Origin of the sequence: Saccharothrix australiensis, from assembly GCF_003634935.1 — a bacterium.
Taxonomy (GTDB): Bacteria; Actinomycetota; Actinomycetes; order Mycobacteriales; family Pseudonocardiaceae; genus Actinosynnema; species Actinosynnema australiense.
This window is the reverse complement of sequence record NZ_RBXO01000001.1, coordinates 889,343-910,484: the sequence shown is the minus strand read 5'-3', so window position 1 is coordinate 910,484 and position 21,142 is coordinate 889,343. Positions and strand designations below refer to the sequence as shown.

The window sequence follows — 21,142 nt, the reverse complement described above, 5'->3', positions numbered from 1 at the left end:
ACCGGACGTCCGCCCGCGTAAACGGTCGTCCGGGCCGCTCGACCACGCGTGCGTCGGGCGTGGGTCGGGAGGTGACGGCCACAGGCGTGTGGTGCCCGTTCTCAGTAGATCTGGCTGGCGCTGCGCATGTCTTCCTCTCCACTTCACGGGGACTGCGCCAACTATGGCGGTCCCGAGGGGTAGCGGCTCATTCAAAAGGGGGATAGAAGAGCGTTATGCCCGACCTTGAACTCCGCCACCTCCGCGCGGTGTGCGCGATCGCCGAAGAGGGAAGCCTCACCAAGGCCGCGACCAGGCTGGGCCTGACGCAGCCCGCGATGAGCGCCCAGTTGCGGACGGTCGAGCGCATCGTGGGCGGACAGCTGTTCGACCGCACGCACGGCGGTAGCGCGCCCACCGAGCTGGGCAAGCAGGTCGTGGGCACCGCCCGCCTGGTGCTCGACGAGGTGGAGCAGCTCGTCAGCCTCGCCAAGGGGAGGACCCGCGACGGCACGCCCGGACCGCTCGTCGTCGGCGGCGTGCCCACCCTGTTCTTCGGCCACTTCGTGGAGGAGCTGCGCCGGTCGATCCCGTGCTCCGAGGTGCGCACCCAGATCATGCCCGGCGGTTCCGACCTGCTGGAACTGCTGGTCAACGGCCAAGTGCACCTGGGTGTGCTGGACCGGTTCGAGGGCATGGAGCGGCGGGAGCTGCGCGGGCTGGAGGTGCGCAGGCTGATCAGCGAGCCGCAGTTCGTCGCCCTGCCGGACTGGGACCCGCTGGGTGAGCAGGACGAGGTCGACCTCGCCCAGCTCGCGGACCGGGACTGGGTGTCGCCGCCGGACGAGCTGGTCGGCAACCGCCTCCAGATCTTCACGGTCTGCGCGGAGGCCGGCTTCACGCCCCGGTTGACCCACCACGTCAACGAGGCGTCCACGGCGCGCGGCCTGGTCGCCAAGGGCGCGGTGTCGTTCGCGCTGCCGCAGTCGCGCAGCGGCGACGGGATCGTCATCCGCCCGTTGCGGGGCGCGCCGCTGATGGTCGACCTGATGCTGGCCACCCGGCGGGAGGGGCCGGCGGCGGGCCGGGCGCACGACGTGTTCGCGTGCGCCGCCCGCGCCTACCGGGCGGTGCTGCCCCGCAACCCCGGTTACGCGCGGTGGTGGGAGGAGAACCCGCAGGCCCACGCCGAGATCGACGCCGCGCTCCTCCAGACCGGCGGCTGAGGGGCACCCGACGGCGTTCCGCGCGCCGCCACATCCCGCGCCGCCACATCCCGCGCCGCCACATCCCGCGCCGCCACATCCCGCGCCGCCGCCGGGTCCCGCGCCGCCGGGTCCCGCGCCGCCGGGTCCCGCGCCGCCGGGTCCCGCGCCGCCGGGTCCCGCGCCGCCGGGTCCCGCGCCGCCGGGTCCGGGGAGTCGCCGGGTCCGGGGAGTCGCCGGGTCCGGGGTCGCGACGGCCCGCCCGACCCGCCTGACCGGTCACCCGGTCGGACGGCGCGCCGTCCGCTCCCCGGCACGCGCGAGTCCGAACCCACCGCCATCGGCGTGCGGCAGGTCACGTCAAAACATCCGACCCCTGTCTCGATTACGCGCGAATAAAGCGGACGCAAGCGTTTCACCAATAACACAGCTCCGAGGTCTTGGGTGACCGATAACCCAACAAGCCGTGAATTCCCCGTGTGGTGCGCCAGAATGGGCTCATGACGCTGCCGTTCACGGACGATACCCACCCGGCCGAGCCCTATCCGGGCGCTCGGCCGGGACACTGCTTCGTGCACCTCGACGGCGCGGGCTGGCCGGTCACCCCGCACCCCGCGGCCGACTCCGGGTGGCGGGTCGCGCCCGACGGCCGAGACCTCGACGACTGGCTCGCCGACCACGGCGAGCCGCCCCTGGCCGGCCGGCTGCCGGTGCTCGCCTACGGGTCCAACGCCAACCCCGCCAAGGTCACCTGGCTGCGCGAGGAGCTGGGCCTGTCCGGGCCCGCCGTCGTGCTGCGGGCCCGCTGCGAGGGGCTGACCGCCGTGTGGGCGGCGGGGCTGCGCGCCACCGACGGGCAGCGCCCGGCGACGCTGGCCGCCGCGCCCGGTGTCGAGGAGGAGCACGCGGTGTGGTTCGCCACCGCCGAGCAGCTCCGCGTCCTGGACCGCTGCGAGGGCCGCGGCCTGCGGTACCGGCTGGTCCGCGTGCACACCGGCCGCGTCACCCTGTTCGACGGCGGCGTGGTCGACTCCGTCCTCGCCTACACCGGCGCGGGCAAGCGGCGGATGCCGCTGCTGTCCGCCGGGCGGGTGGTGCGCTGCGCCGACGTCGACCAGCGCGGCGCGCGCGGCCTGGGCGGGCGGGCCGCCGAGAGCGACGGCCTGGACGTGACGCCCGTGCACGGCGACCCGTCGCCGGACGACTGGCCGGACCGCCTGTTCGCCTACGGCACCCTCCAGCCGGGGATGCGGGCGTGGGGCCTCGTGGCGCCGTTCGTGACCGGCGAGCCCACCACCGCGACCCTGCCCGGCGCGCTGCACGACACCGGCCGCGGCTACCCGGCGCTGCGGCCCGGCGACGGACCGGGCGTGCCGGGCCACGTCCTGCGGCTGGCGTCGCCCGAGGACGCCCTGCCCGTGCTGGACGAGTACGAGGGCGACGAGTACCGCCGCGTCCGCGTGACCCTGCCGGACGGGCGGGTGTGCTGGACGTACCTGTGGACGGCCGCCGCGCACGACCTGCCCGTGCTGCCCGGCGGTTGGGTCGAGGATCGACTGTGACGAGCCCGATCAAGTGAATTCTTTGCCAACCGTCCCGACGGCGTGCGCGCTGGGTACGCCCTCCTGGTAGGACCACGGACCAGGAGGTAGGACATGAGGCGACTCGTGCTGTGCGGCGCCCTGCTGGCGCTCACCGCGTGCGGGGGTCCCCAGCAGGCCGGCGACCAGCCGACGCTCCCGACCGGCGCGCCGCCCTCCGCCGCCGGGACGACCGCGGGCACGCCGACCGCCGGCTCGTCCTCCGCGCCGGCGGTGCCACCCTCGCCGACCGCCACCGGCGTGTCGTCGACGCGGTGCACGGCCGCCTCGCTGACCGGCCGGGTCGAGCCGACCGACGCCGGCGCGGGCAACCGCCACGGGAAGTTCGTCGTCACCAACGGCGGCGCGGACGCCTGCACGATCAACGGCTACAGCGGCTTCCAGCTGCTGGACGCCTCCGGGCAGCCCGTGCCCACCGACCTGGAGCGCACCGAGGAGCCCGGACCGACGCCGGTCACCCTGGCGCCCGGCGCGTCGGCGGCGGCCAACCTGCGCTGGACCGTCGTGCCGACCGGTGACGAGCCGGTGGACCAGCCCTGTCGGCCCGAGGCCGCGAAGGCCGCCGCCATCCCGCCGGACGAGACCGAGCCGATGACCGTCGAGTGGGGCCTCGGCCCGGTGTGCGGTGGCGGGAAGATCGGGATCAGCGCGTTCTACGCTGCATAGGTGATCGAGTCGAACGTCCCCGGCCACGCCGGGGAACTGGTGGTGCGGACCTGGCCGAACCTGGACGCCACCTGGCTGGCGGTGCTCGTGCACGGGTACGGGGAGCACGGCGGGCGGTACGGGCACGTCGCCGAGCGCCTGGTGGCGGCCGGCGCGCTGGTGGTGGCCCCCGACCACGTGGGGCACGGCGCCTCGGCCGGCGAGCGGGCCCTGATCACGTCGTTGGACGGCGTGGTCGAGGACGTCGGCGCGGCGATCCGCTCCGCGGCGGCGGACCTGCCGGTCGTCCTGATCGGGCACTCGCTCGGCGGCCTGGTCGCCACCCGCTACGCGCAGGCGCACCCGGTCGCGGCCCTGGTCCTCTCCGCGCCCGTGCTGGGCACGTGGCAGGGCCTCGACGCGCTGTCGCTGGACGAGATCCCGGACACGCCCATCGACCCCGACGTGCTGTCCCGCGACCCGGAGGTCGGCCGGCGCTACGCGGCCGACCCGCTGGTCTGGCACGGGCCGTTCAAGCGGGCGACGCTGGAGGCGGTGGAGCGGGCCCTGGACGACGCCAACTACGGGCCGACGCTGGAGGACCTGCCGACGCTGTGGCTGCACGGCGACGCCGACGAGCTGGTGCCCCTGGCGGACACGAGGACCGGCACCGACCGCATCCGGGGCCTGCTGTTCGAGGAGCGCGTCTACCCCGGCGCGCGGCACGAGGTCTTCAACGAGACCAACCGCGACGAGGTGCTGTCCGACGTGGTCTCGTTCGTCCGGCGGGTGCTGCGCCTCGACCGGGCCGACACCGGCCGGGGGCACGCGGGCTGACGACGCGGGCGGCCGGGTTCACCCGAACGGGTCGCGCACGCACCCTTTGTCGCGCGCACGCGACGTGGGACGCTGCTGTGCGGACAACGTGCGTTGCGACAACACAACGCGCGGCACCGACCCATCGGAGGTCCCATGCCGAGGAAGGCCGCCGGCGCGCACGAGCGCGCGCTCGGCGCGGAGCTGCGCGGCATCCGGGAGGCGGCCGTGCCGAGGCTGAGCGTGACGGCCGCCGCCGCGCGGCTCGGGTGGAGCAAGTCCGTGTTGTCGAACCTGGAGAACGGCAAGCGCAAGACCTCGCCCGAGGAGGTCGCTGCCCTGCTCGCGCTCTACGGGGTCGTCGGCCGCCGCCGGGACGAGCTGGTCGAGCGCGCCGGGCGCGCCCGCGGCCCCGGCCTGTGGGAGCGCGACCTGCCCGGCCTGCCGCCGGAGACGAACACGCTGGCGGGCTACGAGCACGAGGCCGTCCGGATGCTGTGCTGGGAGCCGCTGCTGGTGCCCGGCCTGCTCCGGACCATGCACTACGCCCGCGCGTTCATGGCCGCCGACGGCGTCGACCCGCGCGACGTCGAACCCCGCCTGATGGCGCGGTTGCGGCGGCAGCAGGTGCTGCGCGGCGGCGTCGAGTACGTGGCGCTGCTCGGCGAGGCCGCGCTCCGCACGGGCGTCGGCGGCCGGCGGGTCATGGCGGACCAGTGGCGGCACGTGCTGGAGACCGCCGAGCTGCCCAACGTCCGGGTCGGTGTCGTGCCGTCGGCGGCCGTGCACCCCGGCATGGTCGGCCCGTTCCTGCTCCTCGAGTTCCGGGTGGCCACGCCGGTCGCGCACGTGCGGCTCCAGCGCTCCGCGGTGTTCCTCGAACGCGCCGACGCGACGCCGTACGTGACGGCCGCCGCGCGGGTCGAGGCCGTCGCGCTCGGTCCGGCGGAGTCCCTGCGGCTCATCGCCGCCCGCGCCGAGGAGCTGTCCCACGACGGGTGAGCCGGCACGACGGCACCGGGCACCGAGGACAGCGAGGCAGCGAGGCAGCGAGGACAGCGGGCATCGCGACGGGCCGGGCACCGGGGCGAACCGGCTGTGCAGGGCGCACCGGGCACCGGGGCGGGCCGCCGCGACGACCGGTCGCGGCGGCCCGCCGGTCACCAGGTCTGGTCGGTCGGCCGCACCGTGATCTCGTTGACCGCCACGTGCTCCGGCTGCCCCACCGCGTACAGCACGGCCTCGGCGACGTCCGAGGGCTTGAGCTGCCGCAGGTGCGCGATCCGCCGCTCCCTGCTCGCGCGGGCCTCCGGGTCGGTGATGTGCTCCGGCAGCTCGGTGTCCACGACGCCCGGCTCGACCACGACCACCCGCACCCCGCGCTCGGTGACCTCCTGCCGCAGCGACTCGCTGAACGCGTTGAGCCCGGCCTTCGTCGCGTTGTAGACCCCGCTGCCCGCCCGCACCACCCGTGCCGCGGTCGACGACACCTGCACCACCGCCCCGCGCCGCGCCAGCAGGTGCGGCAGCGCGGCGTGGGTCAGGAACATGACGCCGAGCAGGTTGGTCGACACCATCCGCGTCCAGTCGGTGGTGTCCGCGCCCTCGACGTTCCCGAGCAGCATCACGCCGGCGTTGTTGACCAGGACGTCGAGCCCGCCGAACGACCCGACCACGTGCTCCACGGCGGCCCGGCACGCCGCCTCGTCGGTCACGTCGAGCGCCAGCGCCGCCGCCTTGACCCCGTCGGCCGCCAACCGCCGCTCCAGCGCCGCCAGCCGCTCGACCCGCCGCGCGGCCACGACCACGGTCGCGCCCGCCCGACCCAGCGCGACCGCCGTGGCCTCCCCGATGCCCGACGACGCGCCGGTGACCAGCGCGACCTTGCCTTCCAGGTGGTACGTCATGGGCACAGCCAACACGGTGGGGTGCACCTCGGGTCAAGCCGGGGAAGACCCGGCGACCGGCTTCGTGGACAATTTGCCCCGCGATGGTGGGAGAAGAGCTTGAGCTGCTGATCACCGTGGTGGTCGGGGCGGACGACGAGCGGCAGGCCCGGACGGCCTGCGCCGGCCTGCTGCGGCGCGTCGGCGGGCGGGTCGTGCAGGCGGGCGACTGCTCCGACGAGGAGCCCGGCTGCTGGTCCGTCACGGTCAGCCTGGTCAGCGGCGAGCGCGCCACGCAGAACGTCGCGGGCGCGCTGGCCAGGGCCGTCCGGACCTTCGTCCGGTCGCTGGGCGACCGGTTCCCCCTGCCCCGCGTCGCGTGCGAACCGCCCACCGCGTGGACCGTGCTGGAGGACCAGGCGCTGCTGGGGGAACTCGTGCCGGGCGCCGAGCGGCTGCTCGTGGAGGCGTGGGCGGGCGGTGATCCGCAGCACCGGGCCGCCCGGCCGGAGGCGACCGCGGCGGAGGTCCCGGCCGGACCGGCGGCGGACCCGGCCGGGCGCGCGGCCGAGGATCCAACCGAGGATCCAGCCGACGACCCCGCCGGGGATCGGGTCGAACCGCCGTCGGGTGCCGGGAGCGCGCCGCCGACGGGTACCCGGCTGCTGCTGCGGGTCGACGTGGCGACCGACCGGTCGGCCGGGGCCGAGTGGCAGGCGCGGGCGGTAGCCAGTCGCGTCGCGCGGAGTGGCAAGATCACCCGAGTGGCTCCGGAAGGGGATCTACTGAGCGTGCACGTCGATCTCGGGTCGAGCGCCGATCCGCCCGCGGCGGCGCTACTCGGCGCGGTCTCCTCGCTGGGCCGTTCGGGGTGGACGCCCGTGGCGTGGTCCGGTCGGTCCGCGGTGACGCGCTGGTCGGCCGCGCCCGTGCCGCGCGGCGGGATCGCGGCGCTGGAACTCACCGCGACACCGGCCTCGGCATTCGTGTGGACGGTGCCCGGCTGAAACCATTCCCGCTCATCCGATCGAGTGGAGTTGTCGGACCACCCGGTCAGCCGATCTTGCTTGTGGAACGCATTTCTTTCGGTACTACTTTCAACTATGGGAACTCCAGCTCCCAGGAGGGGTCGGGATACGTCATGGCCAGCATCGAAGAGGTCCGCGCCGCGATCGCCCAGGCCGTCGACAAGGCCGGCCAGAGCGCGCAGGCCCTACAGCAAGCGGCCGACCTGGCGGAGGACGCCCAGGCGCTGCTCAACACCGCCACCCAGGGCAGCGCGCAGGGCGACGTCGAGCAGGCGAACGCGCAGTTCGCGGCGGTCGTGAACGGGGTGTCCGACCTTCAGAAGCACCTCAGCGCGGGCATTTCGCAGGCCGAGGGCATCAACAACCGGCTGTGACCCCGGAGGTGGCGACCCCGAAGTCGGCGATCCCGAGGGGTGTCGCCCCGACGCCCGCGATCACGGAGAATGCGACCACGAAGGCCACGACCGCGAAGGCCACGACATGACCTCGGTCGGCGAGATCAAGCTCGCGCTCGAGCAGAGCTGCGAGCTGCTCCGCGATGCCTACCGGTGCGTCCGCGAGGCGCAGTCCGCGCTGGAGGAGGCGCTGGACGTCCTCGTCGAGGCGGGCGCGAACCACCCCGAGTCCCTGGTGCCCGCCGGGTTCGCGCTCGCCGCCGAGCGGTTCGCCGACCAGCTCGACCTGATCGTCGGCAGCCTGGACCTGGTCCAGCGGCTGGCCGCGGAGCTGTGACGTGAGCAGGCGCGAGGAGCGCCGTCGGCGGATCGAGGACGCGGTCGAGGAGTTCCACCGCGCGGTGGCCGCCGCCCTCGGCAACGCCTCGCGCGAACTCGGCCGGCTCGTGGAGGACCGCGCGCGGGACATGTTCGAGGTGGTGCTGCGCGGGGACGGCGTCGACCGCGCGCTCGCCGACCCGTCCCTCGCGAAGGCGTTGCGGAAGAAGGAGTTCGAGCGGGTGCTGGCCGCCACGCTGATCGACCGCGTGACGGCCTTCCGCGAGTGGTCCGAGCGCGGCCCCCGCCGGTTGGCCGAGCTGGTCGACGCCGTCGCGCCCGGTCCGGCGTCGTGGCCGCCCGAGAGGTGGCTCGGCAGGCCGGGCGCGGCCGACGGCAGCGACGGCGTGCCGGAGCTGTGGCGCATCGGCACGGGCGTGGTGCCCAGCGCCCCCGAGCCGCAGGCGTTCCCGGTGGCCGTGCCGCTGCTGGACCACTCGCACCTGCACGTGTCGTGCCGGCCGGAGAGCCGGGTCACCGCCGACGCCGTGGTGGAGAACCTGCTCCTGCGGTTGGTCAGCTACTTCCAGCCGGGGCTGGTGCACGTCCACGTGTGGGACGTCAACCAGCTCACCGGTTCGCTGCCCGGCCTGTACCCGCTGACCCGCGCGGGGCTGCTCACCGTGCACGACCCGGCACGGCTGCACGAGCTGCTCGACGAGCTGTCCGACCACATCCGGCGCGTGCACACCGGGGTGCTGGTCGAGGGCCACCAGTCGGTGCGGGCGGTCGGCGGGCGGCGCACCGAGCCCTGGCGCGTGGCCGTGCTGTTCGGCAACCGGCAGGCGCTCAAGGAAGAGCACCAGCAGCAGTTGCAGCGGGTGGCGCGCAACGGGCTGGCGTGCGGGGTGCAGCTGATCATCGTGGACATCCCGATCACGGTGAACTCGCCGATCGAGACCGTGACGATCGCCGCCGACCAGTCCGCGACCACCACCGTGACCGGCCGGCACGTGCGGGTCGCGCTCGACCCGCCGTTCCCGCCGAACCAGGTGCCGCGCGCGTGCGCCGCGATCGCGGACAGGCGCGAGGAGCGCAGGCTGCGGCTGAGCACGTTCGCCGACCTGCTGCCGGAAAGCCTGTGGCGCGAGGACTCGTCGGCCGGTGTCGTCGCGCCCGTCGGCTACCACGAGGGCGAGCCGGTGCACGTGGCGCTGGGCGACACGTCGCCGCACGCTCTGATCGGCGGTCCGAGCGGTTCGGGCAAGACGAACTTCCTGTACGCGATGCTCGGCAGCCTGGCCGCCCGCTACCACCCGGACGAGCTGGAGCTGTACCTGCTGGACTTCAAGGAGGGCGTGTCGTTCGCGCAGTTCGCGCCGGGCCGCAAGGACCCGACGTGGCTGCCGCACGCCCGCCTGGTCGGCGTGAACGTCAACACCGACCGCGAGTTCGGCGTGGCGCTGCTGAAGTTCCTGTCCGACGAGATGCGCAGGCGGGCGGACGCGGCGAAGCGGCACGAGGTCACCAAGCTGGAGCAGCTGCGGGAGGAGGACCCGGACGGCCACTGGCCCCGGATCGTCGCGGTGGTCGACGAGTTCCAGTACCTGTTCGGCGAGCGCGACCAGGTCACCGCGCAGGCCACGCAGCTGCTGGAGGACGTGGCCAGGCGCGGTCGGTCGCAGGGCATCCACCTGGTGCTGTCGAGCCAGGACGTGTCCGGCATCGAGGGGTTCTGGGGCAAGTCGGCGATCTTCGAGCAGTTCACCGTCCGGATCGCGCTGCCCAAGGCGCGGCGGGTGCTGGCCGAGCCGCAGAACGACGCCGCCGTGGAGCTGCCCCGGTGGCACGCCGTGGTGAACCACGAGTCGGGCGTGCGGCCGGGCAACGAGATCGCGCGCATCCCGGACGCGACCGGCCGGGGCACGTTCGACCGGCTCCAGGCCGAGCTGCACGCCCGCCGCCCGCCCGGCCTGGCCGAACCGGTCCTGTTCGACGGCAGCAAGGTCCCGAGCCTCCAGGCGCTGCCGGACTTCCGGGCGCTGCGGCCGGCGGAGGGCAACCCGACCGTGCTGCTGGGCCAGGTCATCGACATGGCGGGCAGCGCGGCCAAGGTGCGGTTCGCGCGCACGCCGGGCCGCAACATCGCGGTGCTCGGCTCGCTGGCGGAGGACGCGGCGAGCGTGCTCGGCGGCGCGGCGCTGTCGCTGGCCCAGCAGCACGAGCCGGGTCAGGCCCGGTTCAGCCTGGCGTGCCTGGCCCAGGACGCGTGGCCGCACGCGGACCGGCTGGCCAAGCGGCTCCGGGACGCCGGCCACACCGCCGAGCTGCTCGGGCTGGACAGCATCCGCGACCTGGTGGACGCCACGGCGGCCGGGATCACCGCGTCGCTCACGGGGGAGACCGGCGTGTCGCTGCCGCCCCACTACCTGGTGGTGTACGCCGTCGACGCCGCGCACACCCTGCTGGAGCAGAAGACCCCGCCCTCGCGGGCGTCCGGTGTGGACAGCCTGCGCACGGTGCTCAAGCACGGCCCGGAGAACCGCACGCACGTCCTGGGCTGGTGGCGCGGCGTGCAGCGGCTGAAGAACAGCCTGCCGCCGGGGGTCTACGACGACATCGGCGCGTGGCTGGCGTTCGACGTCCAGGGCAAGGAACTCCTGTCGTTCGGTCCGGAGCACGTCATGGCGTGGTCGCCGCGACCGCACCGCGCGCTGTTCTTCGACCGCTTCGAGCACTCGCGGCCGCAGGTGGTCATCCCGTTCGACACCGGGGAGGAAACGTGATCGGCAACGCCTCAGTCGTGCCACCGCAGCGCACCGGGGACGCCGGGCCGGAGGCCGCGCCGGTGTCGGCGGTCGAGCGGTACAAGGAGGTCGTCGCCCTGGCCGATCAGTCGGTGAACCGGATGCGCGAGCGGGACCGCGAGCGGATCGCCGAGCTGGTCGAGCGGTTGGCCGCGTCGCAGGACCGCGTCGCCGCGCTCATCGAGCAGGAGGAGCTGACGCGGTTCGGCGTGCGGCTGCTGTGGGACGCGGCGGTCGAGGCGCTGTGGGAGGAGCGGTGGATGCGGATGCCCCCGCTGCCCGAGCCGGAGGAGTCGGTGCCGCCCCGCGACCAGCGCGACTACCTCGTCGCGATGGACGTGGCCTACCAGGCGCTGGAGGACCTCCTCCAGAAGCGAGGTCTGCTGCGCCGCAAGGGTTCCGCCTGAGCCGCGACGCTCGGCGGGCAGCGCCCCGACCGGCCCGGCCGCGAACCGCGGGCGCGTCCGAAGCGGTGCCGCCGGGTCTCCGCGCGGGCGGCTCGTCGGCGACCCCTGGGCGATGCCGCCGGGTCTTCGCGCGGGCGGCTCGTCGGCGATGATGCCGTCATGCGTGTTCTGCGAACCCCGGCCGAGGTGGCGGCGGCGAACCCGGACCCCCTCGTGCGCTGGGCGGCCCAGTGCCTCGCGCCCGGCCGGGGCGGTGTGGCGTGGTCGCACGGCGACGCGGTGGGCGTGCACGCGCCTGCGTTGAACCGGCACGACCGGCTGGTGCTCGCCGGTCCCGTCGAGGACGTCCGGGCGATCCTGCGCGCCCGCGCCCGTCCCGGCCTCCGACCGCTGGTCACCGCCGGGACGGCCGCCGCGCTGCCGGAGTTCCCCGCGGCGGCGACGTTCGGGTGGATGGAGCGCACCGGCGAGCTGCCCGCGCCCGCGCTGCCGTGGCTGGACGAGTCCGCGTGGGACGACGTGGAGTCGTTGCTGCGCAAAGCGAACCCCAACTCCTACGTCCGCCCGTACGAGCCGGGACCGCGCCGCTGGACGGGCGTCCGCGCGGACGACGGCACGCTGGTCGCGGTCGGCGCGGACGCCTGGTCCGCGCCCGGCATCGGCTTCATCGCCGGTGTCGCGACCCACCCCGACCACCGGGGACGTGGCCTTTCCACCCGCGTGTGCGCGTTCCTCACCGGCGCGCTGCTCGCCGAGCACGGGGCCTGCGCCCTGATGGTGGACGCGGGGAACCGGGCCGCGATCACGGTGTACGAACGGCTCGGGTTCGCCTACCGCGACGTCACCGCCCTGCGAGACGCAGGTCACACCGAGCGGCCGGAACAAGATCGCGAAGATTCCCCGTTGACGGGGTCATGACCGTGCCGAACACCGCACAGGAAATCCACCTCGCCTCCCGCCCCGAGGGCTTCCCGACACCGGGGAACTTCGCGCTCGTGGAGGCCCCGGTGCCGACGCCGGGCCCCGGCCAACTGCTGGTGCGCAACCTGTTCATGAGCGTCGACCCGTACATGCGCGGCCGGATGAACGCCGGCAAGTCGTACACCACCCCGTTCGAGGTCGGCGCGGCGCTGGAGGGCGGCGCGGTCGGCGAGGTCGTCGCCTCCGACGTCGATGGTTTCGCGGTCGGCGACAAGGTGCTGCACAACCTCGGCTGGCGCGAGTACGCCGCCGTGGACGCCTCCACCGCGGTGAAGGTCGACCCGGAGCGCGCGCCGCTGACCGCGTACCTGGGCGTGCTGGGGATGCCCGGCCAGACCGCGTACGTCGGGGTGCTGGACGTGGCGGCGTTCAAGGAGGGCGACGTGGTGTTCGTGTCGGGCGCGGCGGGCGCGGTCGGGCAGATCGCGGGCCAGGTGGCGAAGCTGCGCGGCGCGGCACGGGTGGTCGGCAGCGCGGGCACCGACGAGAAGGTGCGGTACCTGGTCGAGGAACTCGGGTTCGACGCGGCGTTCAACTACCGCAACGGCCCGGTGGCCGAGCAGCTCGCGGCGGCGGCTCCGGACGGCATCGACGTGTACTTCGACAACGTCGGCGGCGAGCACCTGGAAGCGGCGCTGGAGTCGTTCAACGACTACGGCCGGGCGGCGCTGTGCGGCGCGATCTCGACCTACAACGCGACCGAGTCGACGTTGCCGCCCGGCCCGCGCAACCTCATCCAGGCCGTCGCCAAGCGGGTGACGCTGCGGGGTTTCCTGGTGCACGACCACGACGACCGGCGCGAGGACTTCCTGCGGGAGGTCGGCGGCTGGCTCGCGGACGGCAGCCTCCGCCACCGCGAGACCATCACGGAGGGCGGCATCGCCAAGGCGCCGGAGGCGTTCCTCGGCATGTTGCGCGGGGAGAACACGGGCAAGGCGCTGGTCGCGCTGTAGCGAGGGCGCGACGGGCCCGGTCCGCGGACACCGCGGCCGGGCCCGGACCCGGTTCGGGACCCGGCCGGTGCGGGCTCAGACCAGCTCGCCGCCCGCCGCCACCACCCGGCCCGCGTGCACGACCAGCGTGCGCGGCGCGCGGTCCATCACGGCCGCCGTCACGGTGTCGCCCGGCACCACCACGAGGTCGGCGGGTGAGCCCTCGGTCAGCCCGTGCGGCCGGCCGACCACCGCCGCGCCGCCGCGCGTGGCGATGTCGACGCACATCTCGACCAGCGCGTCCTGCCGGAAGCCGTTGCGGTAGGCCAGTTGCCACGCCCGGTCGAGCATGTCCCCGTTGCCGTACGGCGACCAGTAGTCGCGCATCCCGTCCTGCCCCAGCCCCAGGCGGACGCCCGCCCAGCGGAGCTGCCGCAGCGGCAGCGGTTCGCGCGCGCCCGGCGCGACCGTCGTCACCGCCACGTCGTGCTCGGCGAGCAGGTCGACCAGCTCGCGCTGCCGATCGGCGTCCACACCGGACAGCGCGAAGGCGTGGCTCACCGTCACCTTGCCGCGCATGTCCAGCGCCGCGACCCGCTCGCAGATCAGCTCGACCTGGAACGCGCCCAGCGACCCGTCGTCGTGCAGGTGCACGTCCACGCCGCGCTGGTGCTTCTCCGCCAGCCCGAACACGACGTCCAGGTGCCGCACCGGGTCGCGGTCGTAGCCCGCCGGGTCCAGCCCGCCGACCAGGTCCGCACCGGCACCCAGCGCCGCCTCCAGCAGGTCGGCGGTGCCCTTCTCGCGCAGGATGCCGCACTGGGGGAACGCCACGACCTCGACCGCGGCCCGCCCGGCGTGCGCTTCCCGCGCGGCGAGCACGCCCTCCAGCTTCGCCAGCCCGGAGTCCACGTCGACCTGCGCGTGGCTGCGCACCACCGTCGCGCCTGCCGCGATCGTCCGGCCCAGCGCGTAGGTGGCCCGCTCGGCGACGCCCCGCTCCGCCGACCGCCAGTTCCGCCGGTCGTTCTCGATCAGCTCGGCGAGCCCGGTACCCGCGCTGTGCGGGCGGAACGGCAGCCCCAGCCGGGTGGAGTCCAGGTGCGCGTGGGCGTCGACGAACGAGGGCAGCAGCACACCGCCGCCACCGTCCACCGAGGGCACTCCCGGCGGCGCGTCCAGGCCCGCGCCCGTCGCCGCCACCAGCCCGTCCTCGCACAGCACGTCCACCGCCGGCTCACCGGGGCTGTTGGGCCACGGGCGCACCGAGCGGATCAGCAGGTCACCGGTCACGCCGGTCAAGCTAGCCCGCGCGGGATCAGCTTGCCAGGGTTGAGCACGCCGGTCGGGTCGAGCGTCCGCTTGACGGACGCCAGCACCGCCACGCCCGGACCGCCGATCTCGGCCTCCAGGTAGGGCGCGTGGTCCGTGCCGACCGCGTGGTGGTGGCTGATGGTGCCGAGGCCGCCGATCGCCTCGCACGCGGCGGCTTTCGCCACCTGCCACTGCCCGACGGGGTCGCCCGCGTCCCGCGCGGCGAGCACCGTGAAGTACAGCGACGCGCCGGTTTCGTACGCGTGCGAGATGTGGCACATCACCACGCAGTCGCCCAGCGCGTCGACCAGCGCGCGTCGCACGGCACTCCGCAGCTCGGCCACCCGCGACCAGTGCGTGGCGGTCTCCAGCGTTTCGACGCACACGCCGACGTCCAGCAGCGCGTCCCGCTGCCGCGGGCCGTTGAAGCGCCCGTGCCGCCACGCCTCGCCGAGCGCGCGGCCGAGCGGCACGAGCCCCGCGCCGCGCACCACCCGCGCACGCCGCCGCGCCTCGGCCTCGGTCGCGCCGTGCCACCCGAGGACCAGCAGGCACGGCCGGGCGATGCCGCGCGCCCGCAGGTACGCCTTGAGCGCGGCGGTCTTCCACCCGCCGGCCAGCGCCAGCGTCACCTCGGTCTCGTCCTCGTCGGACAGTCGCGTCACGTCGGCGAGCACGCGGCGCTGCGCCAGCGCGCGCACCACCTCCGTCCCGCGCGCGAAACCGTCCACGACGAACCCCTCGTAGCGCTCCACCGCGGGCCGCGGGCGCACGCGCACCGCCACCTCGGTGATGACGCCGAGGACGCCCTCGCTGCCGATCACGAGCTGCTTGAGGTCCGGCCCGGCCGCCGACGCGGGCGCGGCGCCCAGCCGCCACTCGCCGACCGGCGTGGCCAGCCGCACGCCCTCGACCATGTCCTCGAACCGCCCGTAGCCGGACGACGCCTGGCCGGCGGACCGCGTCGCCGCGAACCCGCCGATGGTGGCCCGCTCGTAGGACTGCGGGACGTGCCCGGTGGTCAGCCCGTGCGGCGCGAGCAGCCGTTCGGCCTCCGGCGCGGGCAGCCCGGCCTGGAGCACGGCCACCCGCGACACCGGGTCGACCGACACCAGCCGGTCCAGCCGCGCGAGGTCGAGCGCGAGCACGGCCGCCTTGTCGCCGCGCAGCGCCGCCACCCCGCCGACCACGGACGTGCCGCCGCCGAACGGCACCACCGCCACGTCGTGCTCGGCGCACGTCCGCAGCACGTCCGCGACCTGCTCCGGGGTCGCGGGCAGCACCACGGCGTCGGGCACGGCCAACCCGCCCTCGCCGCGCCGCCGCAAAAGGTCCACATAGGACATGCCGCCGGCCCGCCCGAGGCGCGAATCCCGGTCCACGCGGACGAATCCGGGCCCCACCACGGCGGCCAGGGCGGTGCGCGCGGCGTCCGACAGGGCGGAGGCGGGCACCTCGGGCGTCCGGGCGGGCGTCCGGGCCTCCGCCAGTCCCGTCCGCCGCCGCAGCCACGCGAGGGCGTGCGCGGGCAGCGGTCCCGTCGTCGGTGTCCAGCGGTCCCGGAGGGTGTGGTCGATGCGCTCCGTCACCGCTACAGTGTTACACATGACGTCCCAACGTCACAGTGATGACGCCCTCCTGGACGCGGCCCGCGACTGCGTCGTCGAGGTCGGTGTCCGCCGCACCACGCTGACGGACATCGCCAAACGCGCCGGCGTGAGCCGGATGACGCTCTACCGGCGGTTCCCCGACGTCCGCACGCTCGTCCGGGCGCTGATGACCCGCGAGTTCGGCGCGCTCCTGCGCCGCGCCGACGAAGTGGCCGCGGACCGACCGGGTGCCGGCGAACTCGACGGGTCCAGCCCAGGAGTGTCGGGCGCGGGAGTGTCGGGCGCGGGAGTGTCGGGCGCGGGAGTGTCGGGCGCGGGAGTGTCGGGCGCGGGAGTGTCGGGCGCGGGAGTGTCGGGCGCGGGAGTGTCGGGCGCGGGAGTGTCGGGCGCGGGAGCGCCGGGCGCCGAGGGCGGGAACGCCCGCGAACGCCTCGTCCGCCGCGTCATCACGGGTGTCCGGCTGCTCGCCGCCGACCCGCTGATGCGGCGGGTGCTCGACCTGGACGCCGAGCTGATGCTGCCCTACCTCGTGCAGCGGCTGGGCGACACGCAGCGCCTGGTCGAGGCGTTCCTCCTGGCCCAGGTCGAGGCGGGGCACGCGGACGGCTCCGTCCGGCCGGGCGACGCCGCCGCGCAGGCCCGCCTGGTGCTGCTGACCGCGCAGTCGATGGTGCTGTCCGTCCGGCCGGCGACCACCGACCTGGACTTCGACGACCTGCTCGCCGAACTGGCGGCCTTCCTCGACGGTGCGCTGTCGTGAACACGTCGCTCAACGCCGCCCGCCGCCGCCGCGAGCTCGCCTCGGTCGCCGACGGGACCGTGGACCTGCTGGTGGTCGGCGGCGGTGTCACGGGCGCGGGCGTCGCCCTCGACGCCGCCTCGCGCGGCCTGGACGTGTGCCTGCTGGAGGCGCGCGACCTCGCGTTCGGCACGTCCCGCTGGTCCAGCAAGCTGGTCCACGGCGGCCTGCGCTACCTGGCGCGCGGCGAGGTCGGGCTTGCGTACGAGAGCGCGGTCGAGCGCGGCATCCTGATGACCCGCACCGCGCCGCACCTGGTGCGGGCGCTGCCGCAACTGGTACCGCTGCACGGCCGGGCGAACGACCCGCTGGTGCTGGCCGGCCTGCGCGCGGGCGACGTGCTGCGCCGCCTGGCGGGCACGCCGTCCCGCGTCCTGCCCGGACCGCGCCGCGTGCCCGCGGTGACCGCCCGCGCGCTCGCGCCGGGCCTGCGCGGGCACGACCTGCGCGGCGGGCTGCTCGGGTTCGACGGCCAGCTCGTCGACGACGCCCGCCTGGTGGTCGCCCTGGCCCGCACCGCGGCGGGGTTCGGCGCGCGGATCATCACCAGGGCCGAGGTCACCGGGCTGTCCGGCCGCGAGGCGCGCGTCCGCGACGGCCTGACCGGCGAGACGCTCACCATCCGGGCCAGGGCCGTGGTCAACGCGGCGGGCGTCTGGGCGGGCGGGTTGGTCGACGTGCGGCTGCGCCCGTCGCGCGGGTCGCACCTGGTGCTCGCCGCCGACGCCGTCGGCCTGAGCCGCACCGCGCTGACCGTGCCGGTGCCCGGCGAGCGCAACCGCTACGCGCTGGTGCTGCCACAGCAGGACGGCCGCGTCTACGTCGGGCTGACCGACGAGCCCGTGACCGGCCCGATCCCGGACGTGCCCACCGTGCCCGAGCCCGAGGTGGACTTCCTGCTCGACGTGGCGTCGTCGGTGCTGGAGCGCACCCTGACCCGCGCCGACGTGCTCGGCGCGTTCGCGGGCCTGCGCCCGTTGCTGGACACCGGTGACGGGCCGAGCGCCGACCTGTCGCGCCGGCACGCCGTGCTCACCGCGGACGGCGTCACCACGGTCGTCGGCGGCAAGCTCACGACGTACCGGCGGATGGCGGCGGACGCGGTGGACGCGACCGGGCTGACGGCCGTCCCGTCGCGCACGAAGTCGTTGCCGCTCCTCGGCGTCGGCCCGGCCCGCGGTCCGGCGCACCTGGTCGCGCGGTACGGCACGGAGGCCCACCGGGTCGCCGAGGTCGGCGAGTTCGCGTGGGCCGTGCGGCACGAGGGCGCGCTGGACGTGGCCGACGTGCTGGACCGCCGCACCCGGATCGGCCTGGTGCCCGCCGACCGCCGCGCGCGGGAAACCGAGGCGCGCCAACGGGTCGAGGAGGAACTGGCCGCCCTGTCCTGAGCCCGACCCGTGAACCGGACCCGTGAGCCCGACCCGTGAACCGGACCGGGGCGGCCGGCGCACCCCGCCCCCGCCCTGCCAAAACCCCTGGCGCAAGCCGAAAAAGGGGGACCCCCGGCCTGGAGGTCCCCCCGCTGCTCACTCGCCGATGATCGGCTTGGCCGCTTTCGGCGGCTCGTCGATCAGCCGCTCGCCCTCCAGCCGCACCTTGCGCTGGTGGTCCTTGGCGTCGCCCTGGCCGGGGGTCGCCGCCATCGGCGGCACCATCCCGCCCATGACGCCACCCGCGCCGCCGCGACCACCGCCGCCGGCACCACCCGCACCACCGGTCGCGCCCGCGCCCGCACCGGCGGGCAGGACACCGGACGAGCCGCCGGCCTGGAGCACCTGGCCCGCGCCACCCGCGCCGCCGCCACCGGAGCCACCGACACCGCCGCCGACAGCACCGCCACCGACACCACCACCGCCGACACCACCACCGGCGAACCCGCCACCGCCGAACCCGCCACCACCGGCACCGGACGACACCGGCAGGTCGGGCGCGGAGAGCGGACGCGTCGTCGGCACGTGCGGCGTCGTGTGCGTGGCGGTGTTGTTGGTCGCGTGGGTCACGTCCCGCGTCCCGGCCGGGAACGGCACCGGCGTGACGCGCGGACCGGACGTCGAGCCGCCACCGGCGGGCACCCAGCGACCCGGCTCCCAGTGGCCGCCGCTCGACGCGCCGCCACCCGACCCGCCACCGACCTGCGGCGGGCGGCTGACCCGCGGACCGCCGGTCGACACGCCGTCACCGAAGCCACCGGGGCCGCCCACGCCGTCCGCGCCCGCCTGCCCGCCGAACGTCGGCGGGCGGTTGACCACGGGGCCGGCGTTCGGCGAGCCGCTGGTGTCGGTGTTCCCGCCGCCGCCACCGCCGCCGGACGCGTACCGGTCACGCGCGTTGCGGTCCATGTTCGCCAACTGCTCCTGCGTGAGCCCCAACCCGTCCCGCGTGTTGCGCGGGCCCGCGCCACCGCCGCCGCCGGAACCCTTGTTGGAGTGCGTCATCGCGGTGATCGCCTGGAGGATCTGCTTGGCGGTGGCCGCGATCTGCTGCACCGACTTGATGAGGTCGATGAGCTTCTTCAGCGAGTCGCCGAGCTTCTGGAGGAAGTCCGCGAGCTTCTTCGCGTAGTTCACGGCCAGCTGCACGATGTCCGAGATCGCCGCCGCGATCGCCGCGCCGAACGTCAGGAACGACGCCGCCAGCCACTGGATGATCTTCATGACCATCTCGGACACGGCCTGGCCGATCAGGTCCATGATGGTCTTGCGGACCTGCGCCACGAGTTCGCCCGCGCCCTTGGCCGCGCCGGAGATGCCCCGCGCCGCCTTGGCGAGCGTCTCCAGGCCGCTGGCGTGCTTCTGGCTCGCCGCGCGGTAGCCGTCGGCGGAGCGCCCCCGCCAGCCGCGCGTCTCCTCGACCGACGTGCGCCGGTAGTCGGCGACGACGCCCTCGATCTGCTTGGCCGCGGACGCCCAGCTGTCGGACATCTTCTGGATCGCCTGCGGGCTGCCCAGCAGCGCGTCGAACGGCTCGCGCAGGAAGTCCACGTGCTGCACGGCCCAGCTGAACCCGGCGGACAGGAGGCCCGACAGCGGGTTCGACGCCAGCCCGACGATGCCCATCGCCGTGTTCGCCATGCCCAGCCCGGCCTGCACCCAGTCGCCGCGCTCGACGGCCGCGACGGTGCCCTGCACGTCGCCGATCAGGTGGGACGGGTCGCGTCCCTGCGTGGTCGCCTGGGTCGTCATCCCCGTGCCCTCCCGGTGAACCCGAACGCGTTGTCGAGGTCGACGTTCTCGTACAGGTCGGCGACCTCCTTGAGGCCCTGGCACATGTCGGCGACGGTCTCGGTCGCCTGGCCGAGGATGTCCTGGGACGCGCCGGCGGTCTTCAGCAGGAACGAGGCCAGGAAGGAGCCGAAGACGCCGAAGGCGTCGGTCGACAGCGACGGGTCCGCGGTCCTGGTGGCCGAGAGCATCCGCTGCGTCAACTGGTCGACCGTGCCGGCGTGGGCCCGGATCTCCTCCGGGCTCACGTGGAACGACACGTACATGGACATCTACCCCCTGCTCAGGCCATCACGTCTGGTGGATTGGTGAAGTAGTCGTCGTCGGGCCTGGTGTCCCGACGCTGGATCTCCGGCTCCGGTTCCACCGGGTCGTCGCCGTCACCCGAATAGCCGTTCGGCATGTTCGCCTTGACGAAGTCCAGCGCCGGGCCCTCGCCGACGAAGTCGTTCATGATCTGCACGACCTGGCCCGCGGCGGCGCGCTGCGCCTGGCCCACCGCGCTCATGATCGCCCCCGAGACGCGCTCCGGGTCCTCGCCGCGCAGGCCCGGCCGCAGGATGAGGTTGGTCAGCGCGCCCGACGCGTTGACCGTCACCGTGATCAGGCCGTCGGGGGACGTGGCGCTGCCGCCGACGCCGCCCAGCTGCTCCTGCGCCTGCTCGGCGTTCCGCTTGGCCTGCTCGATCTTCTGGCCGTACTGCGCGAGCCACTGGTCCGGCTCCATCGGCTCCATCAGAGTCACCCCTCCAGGCAACGGGGCTTGCGGCCCACGACGCGTTCGACCGGTCGACGTTCGATTCGGTTCCCGGCCCCGTATCGTTTCACCGAATCGTGATTTCCGGACCCGGCCCCGTCGGCTACCGCCGAACGGCCTATTGCGTGAATCGTTTACTTGCCGTTCTGTTGGGTTTTCGCAACACTTCGTAGCATGAGTCGGGCGCGCCAGGGCCCAACGCGGCGGATACACAACCGGATACCGGTGCTGCGGGCCGAACGGGGTATGACCAGGGTGGGTCTGGCACAGGCCGTGGAGGTCAACCCCCAGACGATCGGCGCGCTGGAACGGGGCGACCACTACCCCAGCCTGGACCTCGCGATGCGGATCTGCGAGGTCTTCGGTCTGCCGGTGGAGGCGGTGTTCGGCCGCGAACCGTTCGAGCCGCTGTCGACACGGGTCTACGGTGGTTGACCG

20 protein-coding genes and 1 pseudogene are annotated in these 21,142 nt (G+C 74.7%); 15 read left to right on the top strand and 6 right to left on the bottom strand.

All coding sequences use genetic code 11. The annotated features are described in order from the left end of the window. Window positions 1–215: 215 nt before the first annotated feature. The 5 genes from C8E97_RS04435 (at window position 216) to C8E97_RS04415 (ending at window position 5,248) form a co-directional block, all read left to right on the top strand. Complete coding sequence (locus C8E97_RS04435; protein ID WP_121001897.1) at window positions 216–1,205, top strand: LysR family transcriptional regulator; 990 nt, start codon at window positions 216–218, stop codon at window positions 1,203–1,205. Between the two features lie 479 nt (window positions 1,206–1,684). Beyond that, the gene (locus C8E97_RS36655; protein ID WP_121001895.1) at window positions 1,685–2,746 is read left to right on the top strand and encodes a gamma-glutamylcyclotransferase; all 1,062 of its coding nucleotides are present in this window, start codon (window positions 1,685–1,687) and stop codon (window positions 2,744–2,746) included. A gap of 93 nt (window positions 2,747–2,839) precedes the next feature. Further along, window positions 2,840–3,451 carry a DUF4232 domain-containing protein gene (locus tag C8E97_RS04425; RefSeq protein WP_121001893.1) on the top strand — a complete coding sequence of 204 codons (612 nt, stop codon included), beginning with the start codon at window positions 2,840–2,842 and terminating at the stop codon, window positions 3,449–3,451. Next, window positions 3,452–4,267, top strand: a complete 816-nt coding sequence (locus tag C8E97_RS04420; protein WP_121001891.1) for an alpha/beta fold hydrolase — start codon at window positions 3,452–3,454, stop codon at window positions 4,265–4,267. It begins immediately after the preceding gene. Between the two features lie 135 nt (window positions 4,268–4,402). Next, window positions 4,403–5,248 (top strand): helix-turn-helix domain-containing protein, encoded by an 846-nt coding sequence (locus C8E97_RS04415; protein ID WP_121001888.1) that lies wholly within the window; start codon window positions 4,403–4,405, stop codon window positions 5,246–5,248. A gap of 158 nt (window positions 5,249–5,406) precedes the next feature. Here the strand turns inward: C8E97_RS04415 and C8E97_RS04410 are convergent, their stop codons facing one another. Then, entirely contained in the window at window positions 5,407–6,153 is a 747-nt protein-coding gene (locus C8E97_RS04410) for an SDR family NAD(P)-dependent oxidoreductase (protein WP_121001886.1), read from the bottom strand. 83 nt (window positions 6,154–6,236) lie between these two features. Between C8E97_RS04410 and C8E97_RS04405 the strand changes: the two genes are divergently transcribed. From C8E97_RS04405 to C8E97_RS04375, 7 genes are all read left to right on the top strand, one after another. Further along, a complete protein-coding gene (locus tag C8E97_RS04405; protein ID WP_121001884.1) occupies window positions 6,237–7,139 on the top strand; it encodes a hypothetical protein in 903 nt (300 codons plus the stop codon). Between the two features lie 134 nt (window positions 7,140–7,273). Beyond that, window positions 7,274–7,534, top strand: a complete 261-nt coding sequence (locus tag C8E97_RS04400; protein WP_121001882.1) for a hypothetical protein — start codon at window positions 7,274–7,276, stop codon at window positions 7,532–7,534. Window positions 7,535–7,640: 106 nt separating this feature from the next. Then, entirely contained in the window at window positions 7,641–7,892 is a 252-nt protein-coding gene (locus C8E97_RS04395; protein ID WP_121001880.1) for a hypothetical protein, read from the top strand. A gap of 1 nt (window position 7,893) precedes the next feature. Next, window positions 7,894–10,659, top strand: coding sequence for an FtsK/SpoIIIE domain-containing protein (locus C8E97_RS04390; protein WP_121001878.1), 2,766 nt, complete (start codon window positions 7,894–7,896; stop codon window positions 10,657–10,659). Next, window positions 10,656–11,087, top strand: a complete 432-nt coding sequence (locus C8E97_RS04385) for a hypothetical protein (RefSeq protein WP_121001876.1) — start codon at window positions 10,656–10,658, stop codon at window positions 11,085–11,087. Before C8E97_RS04390 ends, C8E97_RS04385 begins: the two co-directional genes overlap by 4 nt. A 159-nt stretch (window positions 11,088–11,246) precedes the next feature. Further along, window positions 11,247–12,005 (top strand): GNAT family N-acetyltransferase, encoded by a 759-nt coding sequence (locus tag C8E97_RS04380; protein WP_121001873.1) that lies wholly within the window; start codon window positions 11,247–11,249, stop codon window positions 12,003–12,005. Next, a complete protein-coding gene (locus C8E97_RS04375; protein WP_121001871.1) occupies window positions 12,002–13,021 on the top strand; it encodes an NADP-dependent oxidoreductase in 1,020 nt (339 codons plus the stop codon). The genes C8E97_RS04380 and C8E97_RS04375 overlap by 4 nt, the downstream gene beginning before the upstream one ends. A gap of 75 nt (window positions 13,022–13,096) precedes the next feature. Here C8E97_RS04375 and C8E97_RS04370 read toward each other — a convergent pair whose 3' ends face one another. After that, window positions 13,097–14,293, bottom strand: a complete 1,197-nt coding sequence (locus C8E97_RS04370) for an amidohydrolase (RefSeq protein ID WP_121010746.1) — start codon at window positions 14,291–14,293, stop codon at window positions 13,097–13,099. Window positions 14,294–14,298: 5 nt separating this feature from the next. Next, window positions 14,299–15,903, bottom strand: coding sequence for an FAD-binding oxidoreductase (locus tag C8E97_RS04365; RefSeq protein WP_121001869.1), 1,605 nt, complete (start codon window positions 15,901–15,903; stop codon window positions 14,299–14,301). 16 nt (window positions 15,904–15,919) lie between these two features. On the opposite strand from C8E97_RS04365, the pseudogene C8E97_RS04360 reads away from it, so the two are divergent. Continuing rightward, window positions 15,920–16,132: pseudogene (locus tag C8E97_RS04360) on the top strand (TetR/AcrR family transcriptional regulator); the annotation flags it as partial. Window positions 16,133–16,680: 548 nt separating this feature from the next. Then, entirely contained in the window at window positions 16,681–18,114 is a 1,434-nt protein-coding gene (locus tag C8E97_RS04345; RefSeq protein ID WP_121001867.1) for a glycerol-3-phosphate dehydrogenase/oxidase, read from the top strand. Between the two features lie 138 nt (window positions 18,115–18,252). Here the strand turns inward: C8E97_RS04345 and C8E97_RS33955 are convergent, their stop codons facing one another. The 3 genes from C8E97_RS33955 to C8E97_RS04330 are packed head-to-tail and all read right to left on the bottom strand — an operon-like array spanning window position 18,253 to window position 20,683. Then, complete coding sequence (locus C8E97_RS33955; protein ID WP_147454994.1) at window positions 18,253–19,908, bottom strand: WXG100 family type VII secretion target; 1,656 nt, start codon at window positions 19,906–19,908, stop codon at window positions 18,253–18,255. Beyond that, the gene (locus tag C8E97_RS04335) at window positions 19,905–20,219 is read right to left on the bottom strand and encodes a type VII secretion target (RefSeq protein WP_121001865.1); all 315 of its coding nucleotides are present in this window, start codon (window positions 20,217–20,219) and stop codon (window positions 19,905–19,907) included. The genes C8E97_RS33955 and C8E97_RS04335 overlap by 4 nt, the downstream gene beginning before the upstream one ends. 11 nt (window positions 20,220–20,230) lie before the next feature. Next, on the bottom strand, window positions 20,231–20,683 hold the full coding sequence (locus C8E97_RS04330) for a YbaB/EbfC family nucleoid-associated protein (RefSeq protein ID WP_121001863.1): 453 nt from the start codon (window positions 20,681–20,683) through the stop codon (window positions 20,231–20,233). 195 nt (window positions 20,684–20,878) lie between these two features. Between C8E97_RS04330 and C8E97_RS04325 the strand changes: the two genes are divergently transcribed. Then, a complete protein-coding gene (locus C8E97_RS04325; protein WP_121001861.1) occupies window positions 20,879–21,139 on the top strand; it encodes a helix-turn-helix transcriptional regulator in 261 nt (86 codons plus the stop codon). Window positions 21,140–21,142: the final 3 nt, after the last annotated feature.

Excerpts from the sequence above, each read along its gene's own strand:
- C8E97_RS04325 (WP_121001861.1), top strand. The coding sequence starts at position 20,879 with ATGAGTCGGGCGCGCCAGGGCCCAACGCGGCGGATACACAACCGGATA.
- C8E97_RS04395 (WP_121001880.1), top strand. The coding sequence starts at position 7,641 with ATGACCTCGGTCGGCGAGATCAAGCTCGCGCTCGAGCAGAGCTGCGAG.
- C8E97_RS04380 (WP_121001873.1), top strand. The coding sequence starts at position 11,247 with ATGCGTGTTCTGCGAACCCCGGCCGAGGTGGCGGCGGCGAACCCGGAC.
- C8E97_RS04435 (WP_121001897.1), top strand. The coding sequence starts at position 216 with ATGCCCGACCTTGAACTCCGCCACCTCCGCGCGGTGTGCGCGATCGCC.
- C8E97_RS04405 (WP_121001884.1), top strand. The coding sequence starts at position 6,237 with ATGGTGGGAGAAGAGCTTGAGCTGCTGATCACCGTGGTGGTCGGGGCG.
- C8E97_RS04330 (WP_121001863.1), bottom strand. The coding sequence starts at position 20,683 with ATGGAGCCGATGGAGCCGGACCAGTGGCTCGCGCAGTACGGCCAGAAG.
- C8E97_RS04375 (WP_121001871.1), top strand. The coding sequence starts at position 12,002 with ATGACCGTGCCGAACACCGCACAGGAAATCCACCTCGCCTCCCGCCCC.
- C8E97_RS04425 (WP_121001893.1), top strand. The coding sequence starts at position 2,840 with ATGAGGCGACTCGTGCTGTGCGGCGCCCTGCTGGCGCTCACCGCGTGC.
- C8E97_RS04400 (WP_121001882.1), top strand. The coding sequence starts at position 7,274 with ATGGCCAGCATCGAAGAGGTCCGCGCCGCGATCGCCCAGGCCGTCGAC.
- C8E97_RS36655 (WP_121001895.1), top strand. The coding sequence starts at position 1,685 with ATGACGCTGCCGTTCACGGACGATACCCACCCGGCCGAGCCCTATCCG.
- C8E97_RS04415 (WP_121001888.1), top strand. The coding sequence starts at position 4,403 with ATGCCGAGGAAGGCCGCCGGCGCGCACGAGCGCGCGCTCGGCGCGGAG.
- C8E97_RS33955 (WP_147454994.1), bottom strand. The coding sequence starts at position 19,908 with ATGACGACCCAGGCGACCACGCAGGGACGCGACCCGTCCCACCTGATC.
- C8E97_RS04410 (WP_121001886.1), bottom strand. The coding sequence starts at position 6,153 with ATGACGTACCACCTGGAAGGCAAGGTCGCGCTGGTCACCGGCGCGTCG.
- C8E97_RS04335 (WP_121001865.1), bottom strand. The coding sequence starts at position 20,219 with ATGTCCATGTACGTGTCGTTCCACGTGAGCCCGGAGGAGATCCGGGCC.